This is a genomic window from Streptomyces sp. cg36, assembly GCF_041080675.1.
GTDB lineage: Bacteria > Actinomycetota > Actinomycetes > Streptomycetales > Streptomycetaceae > Streptomyces.
In genome coordinates this window covers 1,020,080-1,041,915 of sequence record NZ_CP163520.1, presented here as the reverse complement: position 1 = coordinate 1,041,915, position 21,836 = coordinate 1,020,080, and the positions used below count along the sequence as shown (strand labels likewise).

The following is a 21,836-nucleotide window of genomic DNA, read 5'->3' as shown; positions in this document are numbered from 1 at the left end:
GAATGACTCCGGCCCCGAGCGTGGTCGAGTCTCTGTCTCGGGTCGGTGTCTCAGGCGTGGGGTGGCGTGGACAGCCGTGCCACGGCAGGAGAAGCAGTGGCCGACACGGCTTCTCGCCCCTACGACTCGGTGCCTCCGGCCGGCGCACCCGTGTGGCGGCCAGGTGTGGACCCCGTGGGGCAGCTGGACCAGTCCTGGAACCGCGGACGGGAGCGGGCCTGCAGTCCTCGAACCGGGCGTGGGCTCCGGCGCAGGGCGAAGGCCCGGCCCAGCCGCGGGCCGGGCGCGGTCAGCCGTACCGCTGAGCCCCCGGGCAGGGGGCCAGGGCGGCGCCCGTGTCCCGGTGGTGAAGGGGGCCCTGCCTGGCGACGGGCCGGAGCGGATGCGCGGCATCAGCGTGCTGCCTCGCCCTTGGCTGACATGTCGGTCGGGGCGGATTTCCGGGTGATGACGACGAATCGCAGGTCGGTGCGTTGGACCGGTAGCAGGACGTGGCTGGCCACTTCGACGTCGGTATGGCCGTGGACGGGCAGGCGCAGCCGGAAGCGGTGTCCGTCACGGTGTTCGACCACGTCGTGTTCCTGGGCCCAGATGCGGCGGCAGTCGGCGTCCTGGGCCAGGATCTCTTCGAGCAGGGCCCCGACGGGAGAGCGCCAGCCGTCCCGGTGGGCAGCCATCCGGAGCATGCCGAGATAGACGCGGGCACAGTTGTCTTCCCAGTCCATGAGCTGCTGGCGGGCCTCGGAAGACAGAAGGGCCCAGCGCATCAGGTTCGCGCGGTCCCCGGCCGACCAAGGGAACCACTGAGTCATCGTCGAATTGGCCGCCACGATGTTCCAGGATCGATCCGACAGGTAGGCCGGGTGCGGCGCCTGGTTCTCCAGTAGTTCCAGGACCGCCGGGTTCACGTGCTGAGGTTGGGCTGTTCCGTCGGGGGGCCTGCGGCCCGTGACGCCGAGGAAGAGGGTGAGGGTCTCGGCGTCGGTGAGCTGGAGCGCGGCTGCCACACGGGTCAGGAACCGGTCGGAGAAGTTCCGCTGCTGGCCCGACTCCAGGGCGCGGTACCAGCCTTCACTGACACCGGTGAGCCGGCCCATGTCGGCCTGGGACAAGCAGGCGCTGGAGCGCTGTGCCGTGCCGTGCAGTTCACGAATGCTCCGCCGGTCGATACGTTTGCGCCACGCGCGCAGCAGGTGCGCAACGGATCTTCCATCCAAAGTCGGCCCCGCCGTCGGATAGTTATGGATGGCGTCCTGACTTTCGTTATGCATGACATTCCATTCGGCTGGCGGGTGCCGCCGGATTCGGAGACTCACGGTACTTCATAAGTGCCTTCCTGGCTTGGTGCATTGGTGATCTGCTCGTGCGGGGCAGGAGCTCCGAGCCTATCTCCGTGGGGAGCGCAACTCTCAGTGCCGGAAGAGCGAGTGAAGCTCCCTCTCGTGCATGGTTGGTTCCCGGGCGCCGGGCTTTCCGCTCTCTGGATCGGAACGTCTCCTCTCAATCCTCCCGAGGTCGAAGGGGTTTGGTGTGCCCTCAGGTAATTTCATTGGAGAGGAACGGTGTATGCCTATTCATGGGGGACCGTCGAAGACGCGCTCTGGGGCAGCCATCGCGCTGGTGGCGCACGATGCGAAGAAGGCGGAGCTCATTTCCTGGGCCGGTCGCCATCAAGACGTCCTGAAGAGATGCCGCTTGGTGGCGACCCGCACGACGGGCGCACAGCTGGCGGCCGAGGTGAGGCTGGCGGCCGACTGTGTGGAGAGCGGGCCGCTGGGAGGCGACCAGCAGATCGGCGCGATGATCGTGGAAGGAAAGATCGCCATGGTGGTCTTCTTCACCGACCCACTGAGCGCGCATGCGCATGACTGCGATGTGCGGGCACTTCTGCGGCTCGCGGTCGTGCACAACGTACCGATCGCGCCGAATCCGGCCAGTGCCGACCTGCTGCTCTCCGACCTCGTGCACGACGTCCACGGCACCGGCCCGGCGAAGCTCGACGTCGCGTGAGCCGCGTCGTGTTCCTGAAGGAAGACACACTGTTGAAGGGCGTGCACATATGAAGGTCTGGCTTGTGGCGGGCGGCGCCGGCTACATCGGCAGCCACGTCGTGAAGGCCATGTACGACGCCGGGGAGAACGTCGTCGTACTGGACGACCTCTCCACCGGAGCCGAGCACAACGTGCCCGACCGGGTCCCGCTCATCGTCGGGAACATCCTGGACGAACACACGCTGGCTGGGGTGTTCGAGGATCACCAGGTGGAGGGCGTGGTCAATCTGGTGGCTCGAACCCAGGTCGGCGAGTCCGTGGAACTGCCGCTGGCGCACTACCACCAGAACGTCGAGGGGTTCCGGGTCCTGCTGGCGGCCATGCAGCGGGCCGGGGTGCGCAAGCTGGTGTATTCCTCCAGTGCCTCGGTGTACGGCATGCCGGACGTGGACCTGGTCACCGAGGACACCCCCTGTGCGCCGATGAGCCCGTACGGGCAGACGAAGCTGATCGGTGAATGGCTCGGCGAGGCGGCCCACCACGCGTTCGGCATGGACGTCATCAACCTGCGCTACTTCAACGTCGCCGGTGCCGCGGCGCCGCACATGACGGACAAGCGAGTCCTGAACCTGGTGCCGATGGTCTTCGAGAAGCTCACCGCCGGCCTGCCGCCCGAGATCTTCGGGGACGACTACTCGACCCCGGACGGCACCTGCGTACGCGACTACATCCATGTCGCGGACATCGCCTCCGCCCACCTGGCGGCCACCCGATTCCTGCGCGAGCAGCACGGCGTGGCCCGGACCTTCAACGTGGGCCAGGGCCGCGGGCTGTCAGTACGGGAACTGATCGAGGTCATCACCATGGTCACCGGCCACACCGCGGAACCCGTGGTGACCGCGCGCCGGCCCGGCGACCCGGCCAAGGTCGTCGCGGATGCCACCCCCATCCAGCGGGAGCTGGGCTGGACGGCCCGCCACAGCGTCGTCGACATGGTCGCCTCCGCCTGGCAGGGCTGGTGCCTGCGGCACCCCGAAGCCCGACCCGCTTGATCCCTGTCCTCCCCACCTCTGACTCTTCTTACCGGCAAGGCGGTTCACGATGAGCATTCTCTTTTCTCCCCTCACCCTGCGCGGGCTGACGATCCCCAACCGGGCCTGGATGGCGCCGATGTGCCAGTACCAGGCCGAAGCCACCGGGCCGCAGGCCGGGGTGGTCAACGACTGGCACCTGCAGCACCTGATGTCCCGGGCGGCCGGCGGCGCGGGACTGATCATGCTGGAGGCCACCGCCGTCGCGCCCGAGGGGCGGATCACTCCCTGGTGTCTGGGCCTGTGGAACGAGACCCAGGCCAAGGCGCTCAAGCGCGTGGTGCGGTTCCTGGAGGACCACGGGGTCGTACCCGCCATCCAGCTCGCGCACTCCGGACGCAAGGGATCGGCCGACGCTCCCTGGCGCGGCGGTATGCCCGTCGCCCCCGCCGATGGCGGCTGGAGCACCATCGGCCCCAGTCCCGTGGCCTACGGCTCCTTTCCCGCCCCGCAGGAACTGACCAACCAGCAGATCCAGCAACTGGTAAGGAAGTTCGCCGAGGCCGCGGAGCGGGCCCTGGAGATCGGGTTCAAGGTCGCCGAAGTGCACGGCGCCCACGGCTTCCTGATCAACTCCTTCCTGTCCCCGTTCAGCAACCACCGCACCGACACCTACGGCGGCAGTTTCGAGAACCGGCTGCGCTTCCCCCTGGAAGTCGTCGACGCGGTGCGTGCGGTGTGGCCGGACGAACTGCCCGTCTTCTTCCGCACCTCGGCCACCGACTGGCTGTACGCCGAAAACCCCCACGACGCGCGCCGGGGCTGGGACGGCGAGGACACCGTCCGCCTGGCCAGGGAACTCCTGGTGCACGGAGTGGACTTGCTGGACGTCTCCAGCGGCGGCATCGCCCACGACGCCAAGATCACGGCCGGGCCCGGCTACCAGGTCCCCTACGCCGCCGCGGTGCGGGCCCGGACCGACCTGGCGGTTGGCGCCGTCGGCCTCATCAGCGAGGCACGGCAGGCCGAGAGCATCCTGGCCACCGGCCAGGCCGATGCCGTACTGCTGGGCCGGGAACTGCTGCGCGACCCCTACTGGCCCCAGCGCGCCGCCCGACAGCTCGGCGGCACCACGCGCTGGCCCGATTCCTACGGCTACGCCGTCTGACACGCCCTGACCGCAGGCGGGAGGGGAGGCGGCTCGCCAAAGGCTGCCTCCCCTCCCGCCACCGGCGTTCCCCTATTCGAGCGAGGATCTTGTGAACCGTTCCGTTCTGATCACCGGCGGCAACCGCGGCATCGGGCTGGCGATAGCCCGCGCCTTCGCCGCCGCCGGAGACAACGTGGCCGTCACCTACCGCACTGCCCCGCCCCCGGACCCCGGCCTGCTGGCCGTGCCCTGCGACGTCACCAGCACCACCGCTGTGGACACGGCGTTCACCACCGTCGAAGAAGCACACGGGAGCGTTGAGGTGCTGGTCGCGAACGCGGGGATCACCGCGGACGGTCTGCTGCTCGGGATGAGCGAGACCGCCTTCACCAGGGTGATCGACACCAACCTCACCGGTGCCTTCCGGGTCGCCAAACGGGCCGCCCGCCCCATGCTGCGGGCCCGCAACGGGCGCATGATCTTCCTGTCCTCCGTCATCGGCGCCACCGGGGCAGCCGGGCAGGCCAACTACGCCGCATCCAAAGCCGGCATGACCGCGATGGCCCGTTCCATCGCCCGGGAACTCGGCTCCCGCAACATCACCGCGAACGTCATCGCCCCCGGCCTCGTCACCACCGACATGACTGCCGACCTTCCCGAAGGCCATCACACCGACCTGCTCGCCCGCATCCCCCTGGGGCGCGCGGCAGAACCCGACGAGATCGCCCGGGCCGCCCTGTTCTTCGCCGGCCCGGACGCCGCCGCGATCAACGGCACCGTCCTGACCATCGACGGCGGCCTCAGCTCCGGCCTGTAAAACACCGTAATCCACCACAGTCCCTGACAAGAAGAACCGCCCGGACATGGTCGGCAACAGCATCCTGTTCGCCCTCACCAGCCACAGCCGGCGCGGTGACACACGCCGCCCCACCGGCTGCTACCGCATGCCGTTCCCCGTCACCGCCGACATGGTCGCCGATGCCCTGCGCGCTCTGGACCGGCCCGCCTGGCCACGCACGTCCGTGACCCTTCTTCCTCCGTTTGGAGAATCTCGCCCGTGACCCTTCTTCCCCACCGTCGTACGGCCTGTGTCGTCACTGTCGGCGACGAACTCCTGCGCGGTGACATCACCGACACCAACGGCACCGAGGCCAGCCGGATCCTCGCCGCCCGCTCGATCACCACCCGTTCCCGTCACACGGTTGCCGACCGGACCTGTGACATCGCCCAGGCCCTGACCCAGGGCCTGGCGGGCGACGATCTCGTCGTCGTGATCGGCGGCCTGGGACCCACCTCGGACGACGTCACCCGTTTCGCCGTCGCCGACGCCCTGGGCGTGCCCGTCGTCGAGAATCTCCCCGTCTGGCAGTCGATCCTCGACCGCCTCGACAGCTTCGGCATTCCAGCGCATCCCGACAACCGCCGCCAGGCCCAGTTCCCGGAGGGCGGCATCCCGCTGCCCAACGACAACGGCACCGCCTGGGGAGCCCACATCCCCGTCGCCGGCCGCTACGTCCTGGTCCTGCCCGGCCCGCCCAGGGAATGCCTGCCCATGCTCGAATCAGCCCTCGACAACCTCGGATGGCACACATGCCACCCCGAGCCGCTACGGTGGCGCGTCCTGGGACTGCACGAGCCCGACGTCGCCACCCGCATCGACGCCCTCCTGGCCCTTAACCCCGGCCAGGCATCCGTCAGTTACCGCTGGGCCTATCCCTACGTCGACATTACCCTGCACGCCGCACCGGAACAGGACCTGCGCCTCGCCGCGCAGATCAATCACGCCCTCGACGGCCACATCGTCAGCACGGACCACACCAGCGCACTCGAACAACTCCGGAACGCTGAATTCCCGTACGAGCTGTACATCCATGACCGCCTCACCCACGGACGCTTCTCCCACATACTGGGAGCCCCTGCCCACCCCGAGGCGTCGCTCGGCGCCATCGAGGTCGAGGCCATGGGCATCTGGGAGGGGGGATCGCCCCAGGACCACTCCGGGTCCGTCCGAATGTTGTGCGACGTGGCCGTCCAGCAGGACAGCCGCCGATACGAGATGGTGCAGCCCAACCTCGGCACGGAAATCCTGGACTGCGCAGCCGAGTTCATCGCCTGGTCCATCCTGCGCGCCCTCGCGACCCTCCACATCAAACCCGACCCCTCGCCACACAATTGACCAAGGTTCGCGTGGATCCAGCGCGCACTGCACTGCGTCCACGCCCGCACGTCTGAAGCCGCGGCCCGCCCGGCTGGCTCGCCGACTGCGGACTCGGCCCGGTGTGTCGCTGAACTGGAGCTGCTGCTGGGCCGGGTCAGGCTTTCGGTGGCGTCGCTGGTGCACCCGTTCACTCCGCTGGGGCCCGTAGAGCGCGGGCCCGTCAGGTGATCGAGCCGCTGGACCGGTAACCACGTCCAGGCCGAACACCGACGCCTCCCTCCCGCCGCCGACCAGGCCAACTACAAACTCACCGCCTGAACAACGACCTCACCGGAGAAGAGCCGCACCCTAAGGGAATCGGCGGAGCGGGTCACTGACTCACCCGCCGTTGGTCCCGTGAAGAGTCTGGCGCACTCTGGTCAACTGGCGTGTGCCTTTGTTAGGTTGCGCCGGAACCAACCTTTGGCCACTCCTCCTTCGGGCCGTAGCGGTCATCTCTTTGATCCGCTTACACCGTTGGGGAGAGTCATGCGTAAGTTCAGAGTGTGGCACGCCGGGATCACGGGCGTCGTCGCCCTCGCCGTCGCCGCCGTGCCCACTGTCGCGTCCGGCGTTCAGGAGCGGCCCTCGTCGACGACTGCCGGGAGCGACGCGTTCTACACCTACAACGGCAGCAAGCCGCTGTCCTCGTACAGTCCCGGGGACGTGCTCAAGGTCCGGACGCTGCCGTACCACGTCCTGGGTATCGCGACCCCCCTCCAGGCGACGCAACTGCTCTACCGCACCACCGACGCGCAGGGCCACCCGTCCGCAGGCGTGACCTCCGTGCTGCGCAGCCCTGCTGGCGACGGCCGCAAGGTCGTGTCGTACCAGTCGTTCTACGACTCGCTCGACCCCGAAGACGGTCCGTCCCGGGCGGTCGCGGGCGACGTCAAGCTGCCCGGCGGCTTGATCGCGAACGGCGAGTCCACGCTCGTGGCGCCGCTCCTGCTGTCCGGCTACGACGTCGTCCTCCCCGACACCGAGGGTCAGGCCGCCCACCTCACGGCCTCCCGCGAGTACGGGTACAACACGCTGGACTCCCTGCGTGCGGCTTCCAGCGCGGAGTCGCGCACCGGCATCAGTACCGATGCGCGCGTCGGCCTCATGGGTTACTCCGGCGGCGCCGTCGCAACCAACTGGGCCGCTTCCCTCGCGCCCACGTACGCCCCTGACGTCAACAAGCGCCTGGTGGGATACGCCGAGGGCGGGGTCCTCGTGAAGCCCTCGCACATCCTCAGGTACATCGAAGGCAGTCAGGTGTGGTCCGGACTCATCCCGGAGTTGCTCATCGGGCAAGCGCGTTCGTACGACTTCGACCTCAAGAAGTACCTGAACGACTACGGCAAGCGGCTGGTCGACGAGCACCAGCACTCCTCGATCGCCGACGTGCTTGGCCACTACCCCGGTCTGACGTGGAAGAAGATGGCGAAGCCGGAGTACGCGAACCCGAACTCCGTACCCGAGCTCGTCGAGGCGGTCAACAAGTCCAACCTCGGCCTGGCACCGACCCCGACCGTCCCCGGCTACATCGGTCAGGGCAATGCCGGCTTCCTGGAGGGAACCACGAGCAACATCGCGGGCATCGGCTCGGGCGACGGCATCACGGTCGCCGGGGACACACGGGCGCTGGCGCGGAAGTACTGCGCCGAGGGCGACGCCGCGGTCTGGTACCAGCAGTACGACGTCCTCAGCCACTTGACCGCGCCCACGGCCACGGTGCCCACCGCGCTCGCCTGGCTGCGCGCCCGGTTCGCCGGCGAGGAGGGCCCGTCCTCCTGCGGCAGCATCGCCGAAGGCAACTCACTTGCGGCTGACGAGACGGTCCCCGCCGGATGACAGCGTCGCACCCTGGACGCCGATCCTGGACCTCTATCAGATGCTCCATGAGGTCGGGGAGTACCACGGTCTGCCATTCCGGAAGTCGGCTGCGGTGTTTCGTCCGCACATTGGCATCGCCTACTCCCACCGTGCCTTGCCCACGGACAGGATCCGCGACCTCGGACGTTCGCTTCACTCGGCTGGTGCCGTCGGCGCCGACGGCACCAGCCCGGACACCGCATGCCCCTCAGCCTCGCTGGATTACGGGACGACTCTTAGGGCCGCTGCGGGAACTCGTCCCTGTGGACACTATGAGTGGGCCGGCCGAAAGGCGCCTGACCGGGAAAACCCCAGGTCAGGCGCATTTTTCTGGGTCCCTAGAAGAAGCCCAGCTTCTTCGCCGAGTACGAGACGAGCAAGTTCTTCGTCTGTTGGTGGTACAGGCCGGATAAGCCGTTGAACAGCCAGAATGGCGGCCATGGAGTCGGCCGGAAGGAGGCTGGTCCGCATATGGTCCGGATCTTGGTCGCCGACGTTGCCGGGCCGCAGCAGCGCGGCCACCGGCTCTCCGGACCCGGCTGGGCTGTGGTCGACGAACGCGACGAGCGGATGGTGGCTGAAGGTCTTCTTCCAGGTCGCGGTGGCGTCCTGTTTGTCGGAGTGTGCAAGGACGAGCATGCCGTCGATGTCCACGATCACCTGCCCGTCGGCGGCAGGAGCGTTCGCCCCGGCCAGTTCCCAGACGCGCGCGACCGTACCTCGGCCCGCGCCGACCGGATCGCAGTGAGCGCCTTCGGGCCTGCTGCGGCGAGGGTTCGAGAGCGGCGCGGCGTCCGTGCTTCAGGTCGGCGAGACACCCTTCGGCCTCCATGACCGCCGTCGACACGACGCGCTTGCGCCTGGCTGAGCCGCCGGAACCCGTGGACCGCCTCGCTTGCCACTGCCTGTCGGTCACTGTTTCCCCTGGAGCCCTCTGAAATTACTGGTGTCGACGATAGGGGTGACCACTGATATTCGGATGCGCAACCCGAGGCGCCGACGAGGGCTAATTACCGCGCCGGTCGGTACGAGCCGCCCTCGGAGACCTCCTTTCCGCTCGATCCACGAGGGTGTCGTTGCATCCTCAAGCACGTCCCGCCGAGCGCTCTAATCGCCATCCGCTCCGCCTGCTACTTGGAGAGGTGAGAGCGCCTTCTATCGTCTAACTGGCCCTAACAAAGGCGTTGGACGTGGCGGTGGGTGATCAGGCAGACGGCGAGGCCGAGGAAGGCTTCGTGGATGTCGTCGCGTCGTTCCCATCGGATGCGGAGGCGGCGGAAGCCGTGGAGCCAGGAGGATGGGTGGGCCGCGCGGCGAGGTGCCCGCCGAAGGCGAGTCCTTTTCCGCACGGCCTCCCGCCGAACCGGACATGACGGTTTCCTGTCATCCGGCTCTCCAGTGACTACTGCGTGAGTGGTTTAACAGCTCGCTCCGAATGGATTCGGTCATGGCAAGTATCGCAAGCCACAACCGTTTTGCGGCGTCGATGAAGCATGACGCGCGCCCAGTCAGATGGCTGCCATCCGGCATGCGCGAGGTCGGCGAGTGCACGGACATGGTGAACCTGAACATTGCCCCTGCTTCCGCAGATCTCGCAGGTATCCGCAAGGAGTCTCGCGACGAGTTCCTTCTGCGGATAGTCCACCCGGACCGGCTCGCGGTCGACGACTTCTGCCGTCCGCTGCCGTTGGAGTGGAATGCCACCGAACCGTGCGACCAGTGGTTTCCTGTTCTTCCGTTCAATTCGGGCTTCGAAAGCAACGCGAGGCCCGTTCGGTGTCTCGAAGGTGGTTTTGTACTTCGCCGCCATCTTTGAAACTGTTGAACGGTGTTTTCCTGCCAGGGTCTTGAGCATCGAGGTCTCCATGACCCATCGCAGGCGGTGCAGCCGGTGGACGTCCCCGGCCAACAGGTAGTACTGGACGATTCCCCGATAGACGGTCCCGAAGGTGGCGATGATGGCGTGGTCGTCGCTGTTCAACAGGGCCGGTTGTTTCGCGGGTTTTCCGCGATCAAGATACGGGGAACATTTGGCCTTGATCACATCCAGCGGGACTCGCAGCGCGATCTGTCCGTTGACCGCTCGACGGCCGCGGGTGACCTTGTTGCTGTTCTGCTGAGTGGTGATCTCGTAGCCGAGGAACCGTGCCGCCTGGGTTCTGGCATGGGTGATCAGCGTCTTATCCTGGGAGAGTTCTAGCTTGAGTTCGTCACGCAAGAACTCGGCCAGACGCTGCTTGATTTCTTCGGCTTCGGCCTTCGGTCCGGTGAACCCGAGCAAGTGGTCATCGGCGTAACGGACATAGCGCAGTCGCCTGTACTCCGGATCATCCGGGTCGGAGCTTGGCAGACTGTGCATGTGCTGACGCAGCCGTCGGGCTTCCGCCCTGTCGCCGCGCCGGCGTGCCCGTGCCAGCACATTCGCCACCATGAGGTATTCCAGGTTACGAGCCCGGCGTTCCCCTCGGGTGTATTCCGGAATAAGAACCTTCTCGACGAACTCATCCAACTTGTGCAGGTAGATGTTGGACAGGATCGGGGAAGCCACTCCGCCTTGCGGCGCTCCGGAGAGCGTGGCTCCCCACCTCCAGTCCTCTACGTATCCGGCCGTCAGCATGTTGCGCACCAGCCGAAGGAAGCGGTTGTCGTGAATCTTCTCGCCGAGGGTCGAGAGCAGAACCTCATGGTCCAGGCTCCCGAAACAGTCGGCGATGTCTCCCTCAACGAACCAGGAAGTCCCGGTCCAGGTATGACCCACCTCGCGCAAGGCGGTGTGGCATCCCTTTCGGGGCCGGAACCCGTGAGAGTGGTTGGAGAACGACGGCTCGTAATACGCTTCCAGTAGGAGGCGCACCACTTCACCAACGAGCTTGTCCGACCACGTCGGCAGTCCCAGCGGCCGCGTTTTCCCGTTCTTCTTCGGGATGTTCACGCGGCGTACTGGACGGAATCGGTAACGCTCGTGGCGTATCGCATCAATGATGCGTTCGATCTTCCGTTGGGACATGCCGTCCACTGTTTCCCTCGTGACTCCGGGTGTCATCGCGCCATGGTTAGCGTAGATGCGCCCGTAAGCCAGCAGATATAACTGCGGGTTGGACATCTGCCGATACAGTTCGTCACACGACAGACCACGCCTGCCGCGCTCACGCAGGACACCCAGCACCGTTTCGGCGCTCTGCATTTCGCATACCTCCCGAGTCTCGGGCGTCCGAATCACCTGGCCCCCTTCGCCCTGCGGACGGCTTTCCCGTCCTCCCTGGCCGGGCGTTGCTCCGGCGACTACTACGGGGCCTCCGTCGCCATAGGACTCGCGTCCCGTAGGCGATCCCACGTTCGTCTCTGCTGTACGTCATAGCGCGACGTAGGCGTCCCATTCATCTCCTTGAATGCCCTCGCTGGGCATCGCTCCGCGCTCCGGAAGTGCACCGGATAACGATCGGTCCAGTGCAGAGCGCGGCGCCGGTTTCAGTCGTCTTTCCGGCGGATGGGAACTTGCATCTTCTGGAGATTGGGCTTCAAGCAATCCAGCCTTCGCCATATCGCGCGGGCCACCCAGCACACCGTCCCTGACAACTGAGCCCGGTCACTGGTTTTCTGACATTCTGTTGTCCCCTTCACCTTTCGGATCCAGGTAAGTCATCTGGCCCAGAAACCTCCTTCCGAGTTCCTCCCGGCTGAACCGGGGATACAAACAGAGCGCCACGTGGCGCACATGGTCCGTTCGACGACCCAGCGGAAGGTGCCCAGGCCGGTGCCGTGCGGCTCGCCTCGTCGGGCGATGACGGGACGGATCCCGCGCTGCCACAGGAGCCGGCGGTATTTGTCGTGGTCGTAGCCGCGGTCGGCAAAGAGCATGTCGGGGCGTCTGCGTGGGCGGCCGACGAGGCCCGCCAGGCGGGGATCTTGTCCAGTAAGGGCAGGAGCTGGGTGATGTCGTTGCGGTTTCCGCCGGTCAGCGACACCGCCAGCGGGATGCCCTGGCCGTCGGTGAGGATGTGGTGTTTGCTGCCCGGGCGTGCGCGGTCGACCGGGCTGGGTCCGCTTTTGGGCCTCTGCGTGCGGCCCTGACGTGGGAGGAGTCGATCACCGCCCGGGACCAGTCGAGCTGGTTCTTCGACCGCAGCTTGTTCAGCAGCAGCTGGTGCAGCTGGTCCCAGACGCCGGCTTCGTTCCAGGCGGCCAGGCGCCGCCAGCAGGTCATGCCCGAGCCGAAGCCGAGCTCCTGCGGCAGATACTCCCACTGGATCCCGGTGTGCAGGACGAACAGGATCCCGCACAGGGCCTGCCGGTCAGGCACGCGTGGACGCCCTTCCACCTGCTTCAACGGCGGCTCGGGCAGCAACGGCTCGATGAGCGACCACAGTTCGTCCGACACGATCCACGGCCGCGACTGACGCTTCCCCATGACCACATCAACGAGCGATCAAGCCGACAGTCACATGATCAAACCACTTTTGTTAGAGCCAGTAAGGGAGCTTCTCGACCATGCTCGACGCACTGCTGCGCGACATCGACGCCACCGACGTCAACGCCTTCGCGCGGACCATCATCACCCCGGCCGACTACGAGCTGACGCGGTCTGTCGTCCCGGAACGGCGCCTGAACGGCGTCAAGTTCCGTGTCCGAAGCTCCAAGCGGCGGGTCAACGCCGCGAAGTTCCGGGCGTACGACACGTCCACGGCGGTGGCCCGCCGTCAGGCCGAGCGCATCATCACCGAGGGTCTCCTGCCGCCCGTCGGCCAGAAGCTGCTCGTCGGTGAACTGGAGCAGATCCTCCTCGACACCGCCCGGGGCGCCGACACGAGTGACTTCGTGGAAGCCCTGTACGACGACATCGAGCGGCACATCGAGTCCATCCACAACCGGATGGAGCTGGCGGCCGGTGGCCTGCTTGCCACCGGGCGGTTCACGCTGAACGGCGAGAACGGGCTGACCCTGGAGGCCGACTTCGGTGTCCCGGCCGCCAACATGCCGACGGCCCCGAAGCCGTGGAGCGATCCGACCAGTGACCCGATCGCGGACGAGCGGCGGTGGATCGAGTACCTGCGGTCGATCGGCGCACCGACCCCCGAGCGCGTGATCACCTCGTACAAGGCCCAGGCGACCCTCGCGGGCAATGCCGCCTACAGGGCCGCGTACTACGGCAGCGTGAGCGGCTCCAGCATCCCGACGGCAGTCCTGTCCCCGAACGAGGTGGAGGTCGTGCGATCCCGGTACAACCTCCCGCCGATCACGCCATACGACGTGCAGATCCCCGTCGATGACGTCTATCAGCGGGCGCTGCCCGAGAACCTGTGGGTGCTGGTCCCGCCGGACCCGCAGTCGTGGGCCGAGACCCAGTACGGCGTGACCGCCGAGTCCCTGGTGCTGTCGCGCGGCACGAACCCGGCGATCACCCGCGAGGACGCTCCGGGCATCGTCGTGACCACCGGCTACACGGACGACCCGGTCTCCGTGTGGTCCAAGGGATCGGCCGTCGCGATGCCGGTGATGTAGGGCGTGTCAGTGACTCCGTGTAAGTCCTGGGGTTTCAGTTGAGGGTAATACGGTCCTGGAAGTAGATCGAGAACGCGTTCAGTGCCGCTTTCCAGTGCGGCGCGACGTGTGTCTTGCTGCGCGTCTTGGGCTCGATCAGCTCACGGATGGCCAGGTAGAGCACCTTGACCGCGGCCTGCTCGGTCGAGAAGTGGCCGCGGTTTCGGGTGACTTTACGTAGCCGCGCGTTGATCGACTCGATCATGTTGGTGCTGTAAATCACCTTCCTGATCTCGGGCGGGAACGCCAGGTAGGGCACGAAGTCCTGCCATGCCTGGGACCAAGTGCGAACCACAGCGGGGTACTTGCGTCCCAGGTCAGAGGTGGTGAACTCCTCCATGGCCTGCTCGGCGGCCTGTTCGGTCGGCGCCGTGTAGATCTTCCGTAGCGCCGGCACGAGCTTGCCGTGGTCGGCCTTCGACGCGTATCGGAGAGAGGCCCTCACCAAGTGGATCACGCATGTTTGAACAGTCGTTCGAGGCCAGGCGGCGTTGATGGCGTCCGGCAGCCCCGGGAGCCCGTCGCAGCAGGCAACGAGCACGTCCTCAACTCCGCGCGCTTTCAACTCGCCCAGGATCGTGAGCCACTGGCGGGCGCCCTCGCCGTCCTTGCCGATCCACAGGCCGAGGACATGCTTGCAGCCGTCCAGGTCGACGCCGGCTGCGAGATAGACGGGACGATTTGCCACCTTGCCGTCCCGCACCTTGATCCACAGCGCGTCGATGTAAACGACCGGCCACAGCGAGTCCAGCGGCCGTGACTGCCACGCTGTGATCTCGTCGTTGACCGCGTCGGTCACCTTCGAGATGAGGTCCGGCGAGACGTCGGTGCCGTACATCTTCGCCAGATAGGACCGGATGTCGCGCACGGACATGCCGCGGGCGTAGAGCGCCAGGACCTGCTCGTCGAAGCCGGACAACCGGCGGGCGTTCTTCGGAACGATTCCCGGTTCGAAGTCGCCATTGCGGTCGCGCGGCACCTCCACCTCGACCGGGCCGACGTCAGTGAGGACGGTCTTCGCGGCCGTGCCGTTCCGACTGTTGCCCGAACCGCGGCCGACCGGATCGCCCTTCTCATAGCCGAGATGCTCTCTCATCTCGGCCTGCAGAGCCCGCTCGAGCAGGGCCTTGGACAACTGCTGCAGCAGCCCGCCCTCCCCGGCCAGCGGGGCACCAGCGGCGTCCGCGGAGTCCATCAGCTGCTCGACCAGAGCGTCGACCTGCTCAGCAAGGACCGTCTCACCGGCAGCGGGCTCGGATATATGGGTCTCAGTCACGCGATCTTGCCTTTCCGGAGGGACGGGGCCAGACAGAACCCGCCACACTCTCAGATCACGGACTTACACGATCTTCCGGACACGCCCCGCGGAGGCCGGGGCCGCCTTCTACGCCTGGCGCCGCAGCAGTGCGACGAGGCGGTGCCATAGCCGCACCGGCAGGGAGGTCGAGCCGCCGCCGAGCGTGAGCGCGTGGACCGGCTCGGGTTTGTCCTTGGCGGTGTTGTCTGGGCTCATGTGCGCTGCTCCTTGTTCACGGCCACGCCGGAGGTGTGGGCCTGTCCGGAGTCGCCGCCGTTCTTGTCCGACAGCATGTCGACGGACGCGGTGAGGCGGGTCCGGTAGAACCCTGGCACGCAGCCGATGGTGACCGTGGCCTTCTTCGTGACGTTGATGCCGGGGGCTGCCTGGTAGGCGGCGCGGTTCTGCTCTGCCCAAGTTCCGCTGGCGGTCCGCTTGTTGAGGATCACGGTCAGTTCGTGGCGCAGGACGGCGGCCCGGCAGACGGCGTCGGCGTATCCGGTGATGCGTCCGCTGGTTACGTACGGCTCGGAGATCCGCTGGGTGTAGCGGCCGAGCAGCACATTGCCGGAGTAGGTGACGCCTTTGTCGGAGGTCCCCGAGCTGCTGCTGGAGGAGCAGCCGCTGCCCTCGGCCCCCAGAGTGACGGCCAGGGCGGCGGTGGTGGCTAGGCAGTTGAGGGCGTGGCGTATTCGCGGGTCTGTGCGCATGACGGGCTCCTGGTCCTGGAGGAGAGAGGAAGGGGCGGTCAGCTGAAGACGTGGAGGAGGGCCCAGACGAAGCCGAACCAGAGACCGGCGATCACCAGCAGTGCGAGGGCGGCGGCGACCAGCGCGGGGCCGATGCGCTCGCTGGCCCGCTCTTTCGCCTCGGCCTTCGCTTTCTCCTCGTCCAGCCGGGCCTGCTGGGCCTTCCAGCAGCTGTGGCAGTGGAAGCCGGGCCCGGCGTGCGGTATGTGGCTCTCCATCACAACGCCCCGCGTCTGGAGGGAAGGCGGCCGGGGACGCCGTCTGGACGTTGGCCGTCGCGGAATGCCTTGAGGTGGCCTGCGGCCCGGCCGGCCCCGTCTCGGCGCATGGCGGTCTGGCCGAGGTCGGCCAGGCGCGGCAGGAACGCGACGTCGAGTTGTTCCACGGGGTGCAGCAGCCCCTTCGAGCAGGTCTTGGCCGCCCACACCGTGCAGGTGGCGCGCGGGTAGGCGGGGTTGACGCCGATCTCCCCCTTGGGCAGGAAGCCGTTGAAGGGGGTGGGGATGCCTTCGGTGTTCCAGTAGTTCCAGGCTTCCAGCGCCTTGGCGTGCTCCAGACAGGCGTAGAGCTGGGGGTAGCGGTCCATGATCCGCATCTCGCGGAACAGGAGCTGCCCCATCAGGCCGGGCGCGGCATCGGTGAGCGCGGCGAAGGACCGGCGGCGGAAGGTGAAGGCCGCCGCCTCTTCGCCCGGATCGAGTGCGAGGCACGCGAAGAGGTGGGACAGGCGGCGCCGGGTGTACTCGGCCGCGCCTGCTGCGAGGGAGGGGTCGATCTGTCCGGTCAGCGCGGTCAGCTGCTGGTGGTCGGGGTGGAAGCGGGCGAGGTCGAACAGCTGGTCCATGCCGTCGACCGCCGCGTGGGCCAGGTGCTTGTAGAGCCGGTTGTTCAGCTCCCCGCGCTCGGCGTACGCCCTCGTCTGTGCGGTGGTGGAGTGGAGCATCAGGTACTCGGACAGCACTTCGAAGTACAGGTAGCCCAGGAACGGGATGTGGGGGACGGCCGCGGCGAGCTGGTCGGTGAACACGGCGGCCGGGGTCTGGGTGCCGGACGCGTTGGCCAGGGCGAGGTCGAGGAACGGCGCGGCGGCCCGCAGCCGGGCCATGACCGTGCGGCGCAGGTGCTCTTCTTCGGCCGGGGTCAAAAACGCCGCGTGCTGGAGGTGCGTGCGCAGGTGGATGGGGCCCAGGCGCAGGTAGTCGATGCCCTTGGGCGGGACCGGGGCGTCGGGGGTGATCTCGATGACCAGCGTGTCGGTGTGCGGCTTGGTCTCCAGGAGGTACTGGCCGAGGTTGTGGGGGCGCAGCCCGTCCGGCTCGGGGGTGAGGGGGGCGCAGTACAGGGCGGCGACGAGGCAGCCCGAGGACGCGTACAGGTGTCCGCTGGCACGGATCGCGTCGAGGGCGACGGTGGTGTGCATCAGGCGGATGGGGCCGCCACCGGTGAGAGTGCGGGTCATCGCGTTGTCCCGCAGGAGCCAGCCGTGGGGAGCGTCGGCAAGGCGCTGGCTCCACTCGGCGGGGCTTTCTGCGAGCCCGGCCGGAGCCGGGACGGGCGGGATGGGGAGGGTGTGGTCGATGTGGGCGTGATCCCATGCGGTGTCCATCAGAACCGCTCTCCTTTCGCAGGTGTGGTGAAGAGTCGGCAGGCGTCGTCCATCGCCTGTTGGTGGGGGGCGCCGTTGAGGCGGGCCCGTTCGCTGCGGATCACCAGTTCGAAGGCGACCGTGGGCAGCCAGGCCGGGGCGGCGGCGCGAAGCCGGGTGAGGTCGGGCCACCAGCGCTTGAGGGGCAGGCGGTAGCGGTCCAGGGCGTCAGCCGTCTTCAGCAGGTCGACCAGGTGCGGGGCCTGCTGGTAGGCGCGGCTCTGGGGACGGGTGAACGCCTCGTGGGGCACGTCGTGGAGGCGGATGGCCACCGCCGCCCGGACCAGGGAGCGGACGGGCAGGTCCTGGCCGAGGACGGTGAGGACCGTGTCGCTGTGGCGCTGGAGCCACAGGGCGGCCCGCCGGCCGTGCCCGGTATCGGCCCGGTCGTGGTGGCGCCGGCAGTCGTGGACGGCCGCGGCCAGGCACAGGGCTGCCGCGTCGTCTGGGCTGAGCTGGTGGTGCTGGGCCAGGAGATCGGCCAGCACGCAGACACGGCCCTGGTGCCGGATGCCGTGGAGGGAGTCGGCCAGCCGGGGGTCGGCGAACCAGGCGGACTCCGGCACAAAGCGACGCCGAGGTTGTGGGAGGGTGAACGGCATGGGCGCGAGCGCGGGCGTGGGCCGGTTCTGGGCGATCCAGTCCACGGTGGCCTGATCCAGGTACTGGTGGGCCGGAAGCGACCGCTGAACCGCCCTCTCGTGCAGGGACGCTGGGGCAGGCCGCGGCGTTCGTGCTGAGGACACGGGACTCCTCGAAAGGATGAAGAGACGTTGGTGGGCATCAAGGTGGGCGTGGCCGTGCTGACCATGGGGACGCGGCCCAAGGAACTCGCCGAGCTCCTGGCATCGGTCGAGGCCCAGACGGTCAAGCCCGCGCGGACCGTACTCGTCGGCAACGGCTGCACGCTCCCTGCCGATCTGCCCGGCTGGGTCGAGCGGGTGGAGCTGGCCGAGAACCTCGGGGTCACCGGCGGCCGCAACGTCGCGCTGGAGCATCTGCGGGACGTCGACGTGGTCGTGGACCTCGATGACGACGGGCTGCTGGTCGCCGACGACGTCATCGCCCGCATCAGCGACCTGTACGAGAACGACCCCACGCTGGGGATCGTGAGCTTCCGTATCGCGGATGAGAGCGGCATCACCCAGCGCCGCCACGTCCCGCGGCTTCGCGCCGGTGACCCGATGCAGGGCGGCGAGGTCACCACCTTCCTCGGCGGCGGCCACGCGCTGTCGAACCGCATGCTGCGCCAGGTCGGCGACTGGCCCCAGACGTTCTTCTTCGCCCACGAGGAGACCGACATGGCCTGGCGGGCACTGGATGGAGGGTGGCGGGTCGTGTACGAGCCGCAGCTCCTGCTCCAGCACCCCCGCACCTCCCCGGCCCGGCACACGTTCTTCTACCGGATGACCGCCCGCAACCGCGTCTACCTGGCCCGCCGCCACCTGCCCGCTCCTCTCGTGCCCGTCTACCTCGGTACGTGGATCGCCCTGACCGTGGCCCGCACCCGCGACCTGGCCGGGCTGAGGGCGTGGTTTTCGGGGTTCGCCGAAGGCTGGCGCACCCCGTGCGGCCGACGGCAGCCGATGCGCTGGCGCACCGTGTGGCGCATGACCCGGCTCGGCCGCCCGCCGGTCATCTAGCGACCGGAGTGGCCGGTGTGGGGTGCAGCCAGTCCGGGATGGCATCGGGGGACGCGGCGAGCCAGGCCGCGTACCGGGCAATGCCCTCTTCGACCGTGATGCCCGGCTGCCAGCCCAGCACCGTCCGCATCCGCTCGACGCTGGCGTAGCCGCCCTCCGGGTCGCCCGGCGGCATCGGTGCCGAGATGAGCGTGGTGCCGGGGTAGCGCGCGGAAACGAGCTCGGCGACCTGGCGGATGGTGGTGGCGGTGCCCGTGCCGATGTTCACCGTCTCGTTGTGCGCGCCCTGGGCGACCAGGGCGTGCAGGGTGGCGGTGGCGATGGCGTCCAGCGGGCGCCGGGTGCACGCGGCGACATCCGCGAGGGCGGCAGCGTGGATCACGTAGTCGCAGCCGGGCACGACCGTGGGCATCAGCCTCGGGTCCGCGATGTCCCCGATGATGAAGTCCGGGCCCAGCGGGTCGATGCCGAACCGGCGCCGGTAGACGTCCGGGGGGTAGGCGTCGAGCTTGCACACCGAGACGGGGCGCGCCCCGGCCTGCCGCAGCCGCGCGACGATGCGGCTGCCGATCAGCCCACCGGCCCCCGTGACCAGCACGGTCTTTCCGGCAAGGTGCTGTTCGAGAGACATGGGACGTCCTTCACGCCGGGAGGGAGATCTCGTTGGGGTTGCTGCGGGCGCCGACCGGCCTCGGGGACCGGTCGGCGCCGTTGTCCGCCCGGCCGACTGCCAGTGGGAACGGGCGGAGCTTGGGGCGCCGTGGCGCACTTCGGGCCGGGCTCACCGCAGGGCTCCGGCGAGTGCGATGCCCTCGGACACGATCCGCAGGCGCGGGCGCGCTCTCGCCGTCTGGCTCTGGGGGCGGGCGTCCGACGTGGCGGCCGGGAGCTGTGGGGGGACATCGAACGCGGCCCACACCTTCTTGCCCCCGGGCGTGAGGTCGGATCCCCAGCGGTCGGCGAAGACGTTCACCAAGAGGAGCCCGCGCCCGGACTCCGTCTCCGCCGGGTCGCAGGTGTCGGGAGGCGCGGGGAGCGTCCGGCTGCTGTCGTGGACGACGAGGAGCAGTCTGTCCTCGTCGAGGTAGAGGCCGAGGGTGATCGGTCCTTCGGTGTGTACGACCGCGTTGGTGATCAGTTCGGAGGCGACGAGCTTGATGGCCTCCCGTGTGTTCTGCTCCAGCGTCAGGCCCCAGGCGTCGAGCTGGATCAGGATCCGGTCGCGGGCGAAGGCCACGGACTCCGGTGCCGCGGGGGTGGCGAAGCGGGCATGGCGGCTGGTCATGACACTCCCTCCGGGGACGGAGGGCGGGGAGCGGCCGGGGCCGGGGCCGGCGGGAAGCCGGGCGGGAGAGGGAGGAGCGGGGCGAGAGGTTCGCCCAGGGCGCGCCAGCACAGGCGGTCACCGGTGAAGGCGTTGCGGGCGTGGAGCCAGCGAGTGTTGTCCAGGAGGTAGCCCTGCCCGAGGGCGAGCGGCAGGTTGATCTGGTGCCGGTTGATGGCGGCGAGCAGCTGGGGCACGTGGGGTGTGAGGAGCGGGCTCCAGCGGGCCAGGGCGTCGGTGCGCAGCCGTAGTACGACCCGGTCGGCGTGCGGGGTGAACACCTGGCCGTTGTGGCCTTCGCCGCCGCCGAAGTACGCGCTGCGTGGGGTGGACAGCTGCTCCAGCGCCTCCGGTCGGTGCGCGGCGAGGTCGGCGTGGACGGCCTGGCCATCGGTGAGCAGGCATTCCCCGCCCCGGGCGGCCGGGTGCGCGCACACCAGGAGCATGAGACGGGGCGGCAGGGGGAGGCCGGAGCGTTCGGTGTGGGCGGCCAGTTCACTGGAGGTGAGACCCGCGTACGCGGTCTGGTGGGCGTGGCGCCGGGTGTCGTAGATGGTGGTCAGCCCGTCGGGGTCGCTGTCCCGGTGCGGCGTGATCTCCATGATGCGCTCGGTGAAGCGCAGCACCGCGGCGCGGGTGGCCAGCCCCTCCACGGTGACCAGCCCGGCCTCCCGGAGATGGTCGGCGAGCACGCTCACGGGGGTGTGCGTGGCCGAGAGGAAGGCAGGGGCGCTGCTGGCTGGGGCCCGCAGGGCGTGGGGCATCACGAATCTCCTTCGCTGGGTGGGGGCGGGTCCACTGTTCGCGCCCGGTCGGCGGCCGGTAAAGCGACAACCTGTCGACTCGGACAAGTCCGGCAGAACGCGGTGGAGTTGGGTGCGGCGTGCTACGTTCCGATCGCCCCTTGCACGTGCTGCTGGACGAGGACGACCGTCATGACGTACACGCCGCCGCTGTGGCCCGTTTCCGTGAAGGGCGTGGCCCTCGACAGTCGGGGTCGCGTCCTGCTTCTGAAGAACGAGCGGGCCGAGTGGGAACTGCCGGGCGGGCGACTGGAGATCGGCACCCACGACGGCACCCAGGCCCCTGATAAGAGTCCCGAGGCGGCGCTGGAGCGGGAGATCCTGGAGGAGACCGGCTGGAGCGTGAAGGCCGGCCAGCTTCTTGACGGCGGCACCTGGATCTACGAGCCGATCCCCGGACGGCGGGTCCTGATCGTCACCTACGGGTGCACCGTCCAGACGCCAGACTTGCCGCCGGTCCTCAGCCACGAGCACAAGAGCATCGGCCTGTTCGCCGCCGATGAGGTGCCGGAGCTGACCATGCCGGAGGGGTACAAGCAGTCGATCGCCGCCTGGTACCGGTTCCTGGGCGGTGGCCCGGACAACACGCGCGGGTAGTGCGACGTGCC

At 68.3% G+C, this 21,836-nt stretch carries 20 protein-coding genes and 4 pseudogenes; 10 read left to right on the top strand and 14 right to left on the bottom strand.

Annotated features, from left to right (window positions below):
- Positions 1-392: 392 nt before the first annotated feature.
- Complete coding sequence (locus AB5J87_RS04615) at positions 393-1,271, bottom strand: helix-turn-helix transcriptional regulator (RefSeq protein ID WP_369374199.1); 879 nt, start codon at positions 1,269-1,271, stop codon at positions 393-395.
- 295 nt (positions 1,272-1,566) lie between these two features.
- Between AB5J87_RS04615 and AB5J87_RS04610 the strand changes: the two genes are divergently transcribed.
- The 7 genes and pseudogenes from AB5J87_RS04610 (at position 1,567) to AB5J87_RS04580 (ending at position 8,208) form a co-directional block, all read left to right on the top strand.
- On the top strand, positions 1,567-2,010 hold the full coding sequence (locus tag AB5J87_RS04610; protein ID WP_369374197.1) for a methylglyoxal synthase: 444 nt from the start codon (positions 1,567-1,569) through the stop codon (positions 2,008-2,010).
- A 49-nt stretch (positions 2,011-2,059) separates the two neighbouring features.
- Positions 2,060-3,043, top strand: a complete 984-nt coding sequence (gene galE, locus AB5J87_RS04605; RefSeq protein WP_369374195.1) for a UDP-glucose 4-epimerase GalE — start codon at positions 2,060-2,062, stop codon at positions 3,041-3,043.
- Positions 3,044-3,092: 49 nt separating this feature from the next.
- A complete protein-coding gene (locus AB5J87_RS04600; RefSeq protein ID WP_369374193.1) occupies positions 3,093-4,190 on the top strand; it encodes an NADH:flavin oxidoreductase/NADH oxidase in 1,098 nt (365 codons plus the stop codon).
- A gap of 91 nt (positions 4,191-4,281) precedes the next feature.
- Positions 4,282-4,989, top strand: coding sequence for a 3-oxoacyl-ACP reductase FabG (fabG, locus tag AB5J87_RS04595; protein ID WP_369374191.1), 708 nt, complete (start codon positions 4,282-4,284; stop codon positions 4,987-4,989).
- A gap of 240 nt (positions 4,990-5,229) precedes the next feature.
- Positions 5,230-6,348 (top strand): competence/damage-inducible protein A, encoded by a 1,119-nt coding sequence (locus tag AB5J87_RS04590; protein ID WP_369374189.1) that lies wholly within the window; start codon positions 5,230-5,232, stop codon positions 6,346-6,348.
- 9 nt (positions 6,349-6,357) lie between these two features.
- A pseudogene (locus tag AB5J87_RS04585) lies at positions 6,358-6,572 on the top strand (FUSC family protein); the annotation flags it as partial.
- A gap of 286 nt (positions 6,573-6,858) precedes the next feature.
- Positions 6,859-8,208, top strand: coding sequence for a lipase family protein (locus AB5J87_RS04580; protein ID WP_369374187.1), 1,350 nt, complete (start codon positions 6,859-6,861; stop codon positions 8,206-8,208).
- A 516-nt stretch (positions 8,209-8,724) separates the two neighbouring features.
- On the opposite strand, the pseudogene AB5J87_RS04575 reads toward AB5J87_RS04580, so the two are convergent.
- From AB5J87_RS04575 to AB5J87_RS04560, 4 genes and pseudogenes are all read right to left on the bottom strand, one after another.
- Positions 8,725-9,002 (bottom strand): annotated as a pseudogene (locus AB5J87_RS04575) (transposase); the annotation flags it as partial.
- 399 nt (positions 9,003-9,401) lie between these two features.
- Positions 9,402-9,524 (bottom strand): annotated as a pseudogene (locus AB5J87_RS04570) (IS5/IS1182 family transposase); the annotation flags it as partial.
- 107 nt (positions 9,525-9,631) lie between these two features.
- Positions 9,632-11,413, bottom strand: a complete 1,782-nt coding sequence (locus AB5J87_RS04565; RefSeq protein ID WP_369374185.1) for a reverse transcriptase domain-containing protein — start codon at positions 11,411-11,413, stop codon at positions 9,632-9,634.
- Positions 11,414-11,946: 533 nt separating this feature from the next.
- Positions 11,947-12,637, bottom strand: a pseudogene (locus AB5J87_RS04560) (IS5 family transposase); the annotation flags it as partial.
- An 80-nt stretch (positions 12,638-12,717) separates the two neighbouring features.
- On the opposite strand from AB5J87_RS04560, the gene AB5J87_RS04555 reads away from it, so the two are divergent.
- Positions 12,718-13,728: a major capsid protein gene (locus AB5J87_RS04555; RefSeq protein WP_369374182.1), complete on the top strand. Its 1,011-nt coding sequence runs from the start codon at positions 12,718-12,720 to the stop codon at positions 13,726-13,728.
- Positions 13,729-13,762: 34 nt separating this feature from the next.
- Here AB5J87_RS04555 and AB5J87_RS04550 read toward each other — a convergent pair whose 3' ends face one another.
- The 6 genes from AB5J87_RS04550 to AB5J87_RS04525 all read right to left on the bottom strand — a co-directional run bounded on the left by AB5J87_RS04550 (position 13,763) and on the right by AB5J87_RS04525 (position 18,024).
- Positions 13,763-14,962, bottom strand: coding sequence for an IS256 family transposase (locus AB5J87_RS04550; RefSeq protein ID WP_369383352.1), 1,200 nt, complete (start codon positions 14,960-14,962; stop codon positions 13,763-13,765).
- Between the two features lie 189 nt (positions 14,963-15,151).
- A complete protein-coding gene (locus AB5J87_RS04545; protein WP_369374180.1) occupies positions 15,152-15,280 on the bottom strand; it encodes a hypothetical protein in 129 nt (42 codons plus the stop codon).
- The gene (locus AB5J87_RS04540; RefSeq protein WP_369374178.1) at positions 15,277-15,774 is read right to left on the bottom strand and encodes a hypothetical protein; all 498 of its coding nucleotides are present in this window, start codon (positions 15,772-15,774) and stop codon (positions 15,277-15,279) included. The genes AB5J87_RS04545 and AB5J87_RS04540 overlap by 4 nt, the downstream gene beginning before the upstream one ends.
- Before the next feature lie 38 nt (positions 15,775-15,812).
- A complete protein-coding gene (locus AB5J87_RS04535; protein ID WP_369374176.1) occupies positions 15,813-16,031 on the bottom strand; it encodes a hypothetical protein in 219 nt (72 codons plus the stop codon).
- Positions 16,031-17,419, bottom strand: a complete 1,389-nt coding sequence (locus tag AB5J87_RS04530; protein WP_369374174.1) for a hypothetical protein — start codon at positions 17,417-17,419, stop codon at positions 16,031-16,033. The genes AB5J87_RS04535 and AB5J87_RS04530 overlap by 1 nt, the downstream gene beginning before the upstream one ends.
- Positions 17,419-18,024, bottom strand: a complete 606-nt coding sequence (locus AB5J87_RS04525) for a hypothetical protein (protein WP_369374172.1) — start codon at positions 18,022-18,024, stop codon at positions 17,419-17,421. Before AB5J87_RS04525 ends, AB5J87_RS04530 begins: the two co-directional genes overlap by 1 nt.
- Before the next feature lie 207 nt (positions 18,025-18,231).
- On the opposite strand from AB5J87_RS04525, the gene AB5J87_RS04520 reads away from it, so the two are divergent.
- A complete protein-coding gene (locus tag AB5J87_RS04520; protein WP_369374170.1) occupies positions 18,232-19,101 on the top strand; it encodes a glycosyltransferase family 2 protein in 870 nt (289 codons plus the stop codon).
- Here AB5J87_RS04520 and AB5J87_RS04515 read toward each other — a convergent pair.
- The 3 genes from AB5J87_RS04515 to AB5J87_RS04505 all read right to left on the bottom strand — a co-directional run bounded on the left by AB5J87_RS04515 (position 19,094) and on the right by AB5J87_RS04505 (position 21,189).
- The gene (locus tag AB5J87_RS04515; RefSeq protein WP_369374168.1) at positions 19,094-19,732 is read right to left on the bottom strand and encodes an NAD-dependent epimerase/dehydratase family protein; all 639 of its coding nucleotides are present in this window, start codon (positions 19,730-19,732) and stop codon (positions 19,094-19,096) included. The two genes, AB5J87_RS04520 and AB5J87_RS04515, sit on opposite strands and share 8 nt — an antisense overlap.
- Positions 19,733-19,882: 150 nt before the next feature.
- Complete coding sequence (locus AB5J87_RS04510) at positions 19,883-20,386, bottom strand: ATP-binding protein (protein ID WP_369374166.1); 504 nt, start codon at positions 20,384-20,386, stop codon at positions 19,883-19,885.
- On the bottom strand, positions 20,383-21,189 hold the full coding sequence (locus tag AB5J87_RS04505; RefSeq protein WP_369374163.1) for a TauD/TfdA family dioxygenase: 807 nt from the start codon (positions 21,187-21,189) through the stop codon (positions 20,383-20,385). The genes AB5J87_RS04510 and AB5J87_RS04505 overlap by 4 nt, the downstream gene beginning before the upstream one ends.
- A 171-nt stretch (positions 21,190-21,360) precedes the next feature.
- On the opposite strand from AB5J87_RS04505, the gene AB5J87_RS04500 reads away from it, so the two are divergent.
- Entirely contained in the window at positions 21,361-21,825 is a 465-nt protein-coding gene (locus AB5J87_RS04500; RefSeq protein ID WP_369374161.1) for an NUDIX domain-containing protein, read from the top strand.
- The last annotated feature ends 11 nt before the right edge of the window (positions 21,826-21,836 follow it).

Coding starts and splice junctions, on each gene's coding strand:
- AB5J87_RS04615 (WP_369374199.1), bottom strand. CDS start 1,271: ATGCATAACGAAAGTCAGGACGCCATCCATAACTATCCGACGGCGGGG.
- AB5J87_RS04610 (WP_369374197.1), top strand. CDS start 1,567: ATGCCTATTCATGGGGGACCGTCGAAGACGCGCTCTGGGGCAGCCATC.
- galE (WP_369374195.1), top strand. CDS start 2,060: ATGAAGGTCTGGCTTGTGGCGGGCGGCGCCGGCTACATCGGCAGCCAC.
- AB5J87_RS04600 (WP_369374193.1), top strand. CDS start 3,093: ATGAGCATTCTCTTTTCTCCCCTCACCCTGCGCGGGCTGACGATCCCC.
- AB5J87_RS04580 (WP_369374187.1), top strand. CDS start 6,859: ATGCGTAAGTTCAGAGTGTGGCACGCCGGGATCACGGGCGTCGTCGCC.
- AB5J87_RS04565 (WP_369374185.1), bottom strand. CDS start 11,413: ATGCAGAGCGCCGAAACGGTGCTGGGTGTCCTGCGTGAGCGCGGCAGG.
- AB5J87_RS04555 (WP_369374182.1), top strand. CDS start 12,718: ATGCTCGACGCACTGCTGCGCGACATCGACGCCACCGACGTCAACGCC.
- AB5J87_RS04550 (WP_369383352.1), bottom strand. CDS start 14,962: ATGGACTCCGCGGACGCCGCTGGTGCCCCGCTGGCCGGGGAGGGCGGG.
- AB5J87_RS04545 (WP_369374180.1), bottom strand. CDS start 15,280: ATGAGCCCAGACAACACCGCCAAGGACAAACCCGAGCCGGTCCACGCG.
- AB5J87_RS04540 (WP_369374178.1), bottom strand. CDS start 15,774: ATGCGCACAGACCCGCGAATACGCCACGCCCTCAACTGCCTAGCCACC.
- AB5J87_RS04535 (WP_369374176.1), bottom strand. CDS start 16,031: ATGGAGAGCCACATACCGCACGCCGGGCCCGGCTTCCACTGCCACAGC.
- AB5J87_RS04530 (WP_369374174.1), bottom strand. CDS start 17,419: ATGGACACCGCATGGGATCACGCCCACATCGACCACACCCTCCCCATC.
- AB5J87_RS04515 (WP_369374168.1), bottom strand. CDS start 19,732: ATGTCTCTCGAACAGCACCTTGCCGGAAAGACCGTGCTGGTCACGGGG.
- AB5J87_RS04510 (WP_369374166.1), bottom strand. CDS start 20,386: ATGACCAGCCGCCATGCCCGCTTCGCCACCCCCGCGGCACCGGAGTCC.
- AB5J87_RS04505 (WP_369374163.1), bottom strand. CDS start 21,189: ATGCCCCACGCCCTGCGGGCCCCAGCCAGCAGCGCCCCTGCCTTCCTC.
- AB5J87_RS04500 (WP_369374161.1), top strand. CDS start 21,361: ATGACGTACACGCCGCCGCTGTGGCCCGTTTCCGTGAAGGGCGTGGCC.